The following is a 7,070-nucleotide window of genomic DNA, read 5'->3' on the forward strand; positions in this document are numbered from 1 at the left end:
TCTGACCTCGGCAAGATCACCAACAGTAACCACCGCCGACGGCCCGACCAGCAAGCACGCATGCCTCTACATACACAAAGGAATTGACAACCTCGGTAGTCGTAGACGCGGGCGATACTGGGCTTGGTGGGGTCGATAGCGGAGCCTTCATCCATCATGGCGACCATCCTCCCCTGCAACGTCGGCGGCTGACCAACACTTTGGAATTCCTGAGCGGACAAAAATGCTGGCCGTGGACACCCCCGCGGACAGACCGGATCACCCTCGGTCGCCCCATGCCCACCGGCCACGCAACCAGCGGCCCGCACAGCACCGCACAGCGGCCGGGGATCCCCCCTGAAAGCAGCCGGGCGGAAACCCACGTCAGCCAGTGCGCACTTCCGGTGGCCTCGGCAGGTCACCGACCATTCGTTCAAGGCGGAGGTGCCGGTGGACGTCAGCGAGCAGGGCGGCGACCCGTCCAACATGATCTCCACGCCGGAGGACCTGGACCACTTCACCACCGCGCTGTTCCAGGGCCGCCTGCTGCCCGCCGCGCAGCTGAACGAGATGTTCACCCTGCCCAAGGACAACGCGGGCAACCTCGTCCCGTTCATCGGCACCAGCTGCACCAGCTGCACCAGCTGCACCAGGGTGGCATGCTTCGGCGCCGGTCTGATGTCCACCCCGCTGCCACAGGGGGGCATGCTCTGGGGCAAGACCGGCCACGACCTCGGCTACGCCAACGGCATGTTCGCCACCCGCGACCCTGTCCCTCCGCGGCGTCTACTCCGTATCCGACATGAGCCTCAGCTCCGGGGCACCGACCCCGCTGGCCAACCGTCTGCTGACGGCGGTCCTCACGCCCAGCGCCCCAGAGTGATCCGGCCACGGCCGGTCAGAGAGCCGCTCAGCGGCGGCGGTTGCCGACTTCTGTGTTTCGAGGCGGTGGCGGGGGAAGGCCGAATGAGAGTCCGGTGGCGCAACGGCCGCTCCACCACCTACGCCTACGACGCCCCGGGCCGCGCCCTCCGACCAGAGCACCGAGACGACGGCGAAGGGAGGACCCAGGCAGAAGGGGCACCGAAACGACGAACACCCGCCCCGGCCGGAAGCCGGAAGCGAGCGGGCTGCTCGGGGAAGCTGCCGCCCGCCTGGCGGGCGCGATGATCAAGATGTCCCGCAGGAGCTCACCGGCGGTGGACGCTGACGGCATAGCCACCGTCGTCGTAAGGGTCAGCGTCCCAGGTGGCGAAACGGTCGACGAGAGTGAGGCCGGCTGCGGCGCAGCAGTCGTCATACCCTGACAGGGTGAGGCCGGGCGGCACGGGCAGGTGGGCTTCGTCCAGGCCGAAGCCGGCGACCATCAGACCACCCGGGCGCAGGACCGCGGACACGCGCTTGACCACCGTGGCCTCGGTACCGGCAGCGAGCAACGGGAAAACGTTGCCTGCGGCGACCACGAGATCAAAGTCCGCTGCGATGCCGAGCAGGTCCGGCTCGAACCCGGCCAGATCGACCTGGAACCAGGGCAGTCCCGGCGCCTGCTTCTGCGCCACTGCCAGCATCGACGCGTCCAGATCCACCCCGACACAGTCGTACCCGAGCTCCGCAAGCCGGATCATGACCCGTCCGGTGCCGCACCCGGCGTCCAGCACCCGGGCTCCGGCGGGCACGAGCGCTGCGCAGAACCGCGCCTCACCGTGCACCTCCTTCCCGCTACGGGCCAGGGCAGCGAACCGTGCGGCGTAGTCCTGTCCGGACGTCCCCCCGGTCAACTCCTGCCAACGGCTCATGCGCCCAACTATAGGCAGACCGTGTGCTGCTCGAAGATGCGACCGAGCTCGCGGCGCTGAAGGCCGTCGCAGAGAAGGGCGGGAAGGTCAGCAGCCGTCGGCGCGGGGATGAACCGGGTCACGGTGTCCTGCGTGGCGACCGCATCGTCCAGCGCGGTTGAGTCCAAAGCCCGCCGGTGCCTGCCCTTGGCCCCGGCCCGATCCCCCGTCACCACACCAAGCAGTCCGGCCCCGCCGCTCACGCGGCGGGGCCGGAACCCATGATCTTCATGAGCCTTCTAGCCGGAGACGGCCTTCGCCCAGCCCCGGGTGACCGTCTTCCTCGCCTTCTCCAGTTGCGCGTCCGTCGGGAACTGCGGAGTTCCCTCAACCGTCGGCAGTCGTGCGGCGGCGGCCTCGTCGAGGGTGCCGTCCTGCTTCATGGCGTCCATGAGCACCGGGCGGGCATAGCCGCGCAGCCGGAGGTTCTGGCCCTCGGTGCTGAAGAGGTACTCCTGCCACAGTCGGGCGGCCGCCGGGTGCGGGGCGTTCTTGTTGACCGCCAGCGCGAAGTACTGGGCGAAGCTGCCGTCGAAGGGGATCGCGACCTGCCAGTTCACGCCCTTGCCGCGGAGCTGGTCGGCGTAGTGGAGGTTGATGTAGTCCCAGTTGATGCTGATGGGGGTCCGGCCGTCCTCGACCGTTGCCGAGTTGGAATTGAGGGGGTTGAAGTTGCCGCTCTTCTTGAGCTTGGCGAAGAAGTCGAGACCGGGCTGGATGTCCTCGAACGACCCGCCGCTCGCCAGCGCGGCCGCATAGACGCTGGCGAAGGCGGTGGCCGACCGGGTCGGGTCGCCCTCGAGCGCGACCTTGCCCTGGTAACCGGGCTTCAGCAGATCGGCGAAGGTCTCCGGACAGGGCTTGACCCGGTTGGCGTCGCAGCCGATGGAGATGTAGCCCCCGTAGTTGTTGTACCAGCGGGCCCTCGAGTCCTTCTGATTACCGGGGATCGAGTCGTAAGCGGCGACCTTGTACGGCGCGAGCAGGTTCTGCTTCCCGGCGCTGCGCGCGAACGTATCGCCCACGTCGATCACGTCGGGGGCTGTCGGCCGGTTCCCGCTCTTCCTCACAGTGTCGATCTCGTCCTCGCTGTGGCCCTGCGGATCGTCGACCGCGACCTTGATCCCGTACTTCTTCTCGAAGCCGTCGATCAGGCCCCCGTAGTCGGCCCAGTCGCGCGGCAGCGCGATCGCTCTGAGCGTGCCCTCCTGTTTCGCCGCGGCGATCAGTGCCCGCATGCCGCCCACGTCCTCGGCTGAGGTGGCCACCGACGGCTTCTCGGGTCTGGCGGTCGGTGTGTTCTCGCAGGCGCTCAGGCCCAGTGCCACGAGAGCGAAGCAGCCGAGGACGGCCGCTGCTCCGGCACGGGGTGTGGTCACGACTGCTCCAGGGGGTGGGGGAACGAGGTTGTCACCGAGGGAGGCCGATTTGTTGAGGCCAGGGTACCCGGCCGCTTCGATGGCGGAATCCCACCCGGAAAGGCTGTGATCAGCGCCTTTCCCCGGCGGAACGCGGCCTCCTCACGCCCCGGGCCGCAGTCGCGCCCCTGCCCGCACGCTTCGTGCGCGAACGCAGGGGAACGGGAGGCACACGCTCTCCTCACGGTGCCGTGTCGTCCCATTGGCCGAGCAGGATCTCACCGAGTCCTTCCGCCTCCGGCGTGGCGCCGCCGTGGAGGGACTGTTCGGCCCAGATGACTTTTCCGGTGGGCGTGTAGCGGGTTCCCCAGCGTTCGGCGAACCGGGCGACCAGGAAAAGTCCGCGGCCGCCCTCGTCGGTGACTTTCGCCCGGCGCAGCCGGGGCGAGGTGCTGCTGCCGTCGGAGACCTCGAGGATCAAGGTGCCCGGGGCGGGGCCGCTGATCGGCACCGTGCGGAGCAGCCGGACGGCGACGGGCTCGGCGCCGTAGCGGATGGCGTTGGTGATCAGCTCGCTGAGGATGAGTTCGGCGGTGAAGGCGACCTGCTCCAGGCCCCACTCCGTCAGCCGGCGGACGCAGGCGGTGCGCACCGGGGCCACCGCCGCCGGGTCACGGGGCACGTCCCACTCGGCGACCTGCGCTGGTCCGAGCCGGCACGTGCGGGCCACCAGCAGCGCGATGTCATCCCTGGGCCGGTCGGACAGCATGGCGTCCATCACCGCCGCGCAAGTGGACTCCGGCGTGCGATCGGGCCCTGTCAGAGCATCGCGCAGGGCCTCCAGACCGGCGTCCACGTCCCGGGTGCGGTCCTCGATCAGTCCGTCGGTGAAGAGCACCAGCCGGGAGCCCTCGGGCACGATGAGCTCGGCGGTCTCGACCGGCAGGCTGGCGCCGAGCCCCAGTGGCGGTGAGATGGGCACCTGGGGGAAGTCGACGGTCCCGTCGGGCCGGACCACCGCCGGTCCCGGATGGCCGGCGGTGGCGAGGGCCAGCCGCCCGGAGGTGGGGTCGTAGACGGCGTACTGGCAGGTCGCCCCCGTGATCATCCCCGGCCCGTCCTCCGCGGCGGCGCCCTCCTCGGCGTCGATCTGGGCCACCAGCTCGTCCAGCCAGCCCAGCAGCTCCTCCACAGGCATGTCCAAGCCGGCGAGGTTGCGAACGGCGGTGCGCAGCCGGCCCATGGTCGCCGCGGCGTGCAGACCGTGGCCGACGACATCACCTACGACCAGCGCCACCCGGGTGCCGGACAGCGGGATGACGTCGAACCAGTCCCCGCCCACCCCGGCCTGGGCCGGCAGGTATCGATAGGCCACGTCGAGGGCGGACTGCTCGGGCAGCCCGCGTGGCAGCAGGCTGTGCTGCAGGGTGACGGCCATGGTGTGTTCGCGGGTGTAGCGGCGGGCGTTGTCGATGCACACCGCGGCCCGGGCGGCCAGCTCCTCGGCGAAGGACACATCCTCGTCCTCGAACGAGGGGGAGCCCTTCGCCCGCCAGAAGACCACCACTCCCAGCACCACGCCGCGGGCTCGCAGCGGAACCACGAGCATCGAGTGGATGCCGTGGTCGAGGATCCGCCGGGCACGTTCGGGATGCTGGGCCCGCCAGCCGTCGGAGGCGCTCAGGTCCGCGACCAGGACCGGCCTGCCGTCGGCCATCGCCATGGAGACGGGGTGGTCCGGCACGAACGGGATCAGCTCGCCGGCGGGGTGGAGGAGATGGTCCGCGTCCAGACCGGCGACGGCGCTGCGGCGCAACTCGGTGATCCCGGCGGTCGCACCGGGGGACTCCTCGCCGTGCAGGACCGGGTCCAGCAGTTCGACGGTGACGATGTCGGCGAACCGGGGCACCGCCACCTCGCCCAGTTCCTCGGCTGTGCGCTTCACATCGAGCGTGGTGCCGATCCGCAGGCCGGCGTCGTAGAGCAACTTCAGGCGTTCGCGCGCCACCTCTGCCCGGCCGGAGAGGGCCCGCAGCTCGGTGGTGTCCCGGAGGGTCACCACGCTGCCGACCGGTCCGTGAGGTACGGTGAGCCGCTTGTTGACGGCGAGCAGCCGGTCGGCCGCCAGGTGCACCTCGTCGGTGGCGGGACGGTCGGAGGCCAGCAGCCCGGTGAGGGCCTCATCCAGCCCCAGATCGGTGATGTGTCGCCGCTCTGCGTCCGTCGGCAGGTCCAGCAGCCGCCGTGCCTCGTCGTTGGCCAGCAGCAGCCGGCCGTCACCGCCGACGATCAGCACCCCTTCCCGCACGGCATGCAGCACCGCGTCGTGGTGCTCGTACATCCGGGTCATCTCGGTCGGCCCCAGGCCATGGGTCTGCCGCCGCAACCGGCGGCTCACCAGGCCCGACCCGCCTGCGGCGACGGCAAGGGCCGCGGCGGCGCCGCCGAAGAGGACCGGCAGCTGCCGGTTCACCCTGTGCCGCACGTTCTCAACCGTGACGGGCGCGGAGACGATGGCGATGACCGAGCCGTCAGGACCCCTGACGGGAACCGCCGAGATCACCGAGAGTCCCAGGGACCCCTGGAAGGTACTCGTGAACGGCTTGCCGGTCGCCGCCTGCGCGTATGGGCCGATGAGGTGTTTCCCGATCTGATGCGGGTCGCTGTGGGTGAGGGTGATCCCGTCCAGCCGGTACACGATGATGGCGTCGACGCCTGCGGCCCTCCGGGCCGCCTCGGCGTGCGGCTGCAGCACCGCGGTCGGGTTCGCGCTGTTCAGTGCCGCCACGACCCCCGGGGAGTTCGCGAACGTCTGCGCCGCGGTGAGAGTCCGGTGCCGGGCGTCCGCCATGACGTCGCGTTGGGCCTGCACCACGAGCGCCACCAGGGCGGCGACGACGATCAGCACCACGACGGCCAGCTGCAGAAGGAAGACCTGGCCGGCGAGGCTGTGCGCGCTCAGCAGCGAGCCCGACCGCCACGTCCCTCCCCCCTCACGGGGCTGAAGGGGCCGCTGAGTCCTCATGGACGCATCAGGCACACCACGCCCGGATTCACCCGAAACTCCATTCATGTTCCCTTTCTATCGTTCTGCGCGGCCAACCATGAAGCGACCGGGACGGGCCTGTCCGCACAGGGACGGCGACGAGCTCCCCGGGTGCCTGCAGTCACGCACAGCCTCTGAATGTCCGGTCCGAGCCCACATGGCGACGTCGTTCGGCACCGGCGGCGGCAGCCGGCTGACCGTGGAAGGCAGCTTCCATGTTCACGCGGCGGAACATCGGAGCCTGGCGGCCGACCGAACGCGGAGACCGGCTCGGTTCGATGGACACCATCGGCACCAGGCAGTACCCAGGCCGACCAGGGCGCCGACGTCGGAGCCAGGTGCGGGCCGGTGTTCCTGGAGCCGATCACCTTGGGTGGCGGGACAGTCCCACACCATCGAGAGCCCCACGTCCCTGGGTCGCTGTTGCGCGCGTTGCGTCCGCAGGATCCGGCCCAGTCGGCCCTTGCTGCTGTTCACAGCCTCGGCGGACCGGGATCACGATGACCGGCCCACTCGGCACGGCGGCTGCCGGCGCAGCGGGTGTTCCCGGGGGAAGGCGCCCTGCCGACGAAGGTGGTCGCCGCCGGTGCCTGCAGCCGTTCGGCGAGGCCCAGCAGCGCGGACCGGGCTCCGGCCCGCACCACCCCCGCGCCGGCCAGGATCACCGGCCGTTCGGCGACCGCCAGGATCCGGCCGGCCTCGACGACGACCGCGGCCCGGCGCGAGGCATGCTTGGCCTCCCGTCTCGCCGGTCCCCATCGCGGCCTGGCGTCGGCGTAGGTGCGCCCTTGCCGACTGACCATCAAGGCGAGGGACGTGGGCGCACCTTCCGAGCATCTGACCCCCTGCGGG

5 protein-coding genes and 1 pseudogene are annotated in these 7,070 nt (G+C 70.5%); 2 read left to right on the forward strand and 4 right to left on the reverse strand.

The window, feature by feature from the left end; all coding sequences use genetic code 11:
* The first annotated feature begins 429 nt into the window (after positions 1–429).
* Positions 430–1,149 (forward strand): hypothetical protein, encoded by a 720-nt coding sequence (locus ACH4UM_RS41480; protein WP_398191781.1) that lies wholly within the window; start codon positions 430–432, stop codon positions 1,147–1,149.
* A 20-nt stretch (positions 1,150–1,169) separates the two neighbouring features.
* Here ACH4UM_RS41480 and ACH4UM_RS41485 read toward each other — a convergent pair whose 3' ends face one another.
* Positions 1,170–1,775, reverse strand: coding sequence for a class I SAM-dependent methyltransferase (locus tag ACH4UM_RS41485; RefSeq protein ID WP_398191784.1), 606 nt, complete (start codon positions 1,773–1,775; stop codon positions 1,170–1,172).
* A 23-nt stretch (positions 1,776–1,798) separates the two neighbouring features.
* Between ACH4UM_RS41485 and ACH4UM_RS41490 the strand changes: the two genes are divergently transcribed.
* Positions 1,799–1,936: a hypothetical protein gene (locus ACH4UM_RS41490; RefSeq protein ID WP_398191793.1), complete on the forward strand. Its 138-nt coding sequence runs from the start codon at positions 1,799–1,801 to the stop codon at positions 1,934–1,936.
* A gap of 117 nt (positions 1,937–2,053) precedes the next feature.
* Here ACH4UM_RS41490 and ACH4UM_RS41495 read toward each other — a convergent pair whose 3' ends face one another.
* The 3 genes and pseudogenes from ACH4UM_RS41495 to ACH4UM_RS41505 form a co-directional block, all read right to left on the reverse strand.
* On the reverse strand, positions 2,054–3,193 hold the full coding sequence (locus ACH4UM_RS41495) for an ABC transporter substrate-binding protein (RefSeq protein WP_398191787.1): 1,140 nt from the start codon (positions 3,191–3,193) through the stop codon (positions 2,054–2,056).
* A 220-nt stretch (positions 3,194–3,413) separates the two neighbouring features.
* Positions 3,414–6,197, reverse strand: coding sequence for a SpoIIE family protein phosphatase (locus tag ACH4UM_RS41500; protein WP_398191790.1), 2,784 nt, complete (start codon positions 6,195–6,197; stop codon positions 3,414–3,416).
* A gap of 494 nt (positions 6,198–6,691) precedes the next feature.
* Positions 6,692–7,070: pseudogene (locus ACH4UM_RS41505) on the reverse strand (hypothetical protein); the annotation flags it as partial.

This window comes from Streptomyces sp. NPDC020801, assembly GCF_044334385.1.
Classification (GTDB): Bacteria; Actinomycetota; Actinomycetes; order Streptomycetales; family Streptomycetaceae; genus Streptomyces.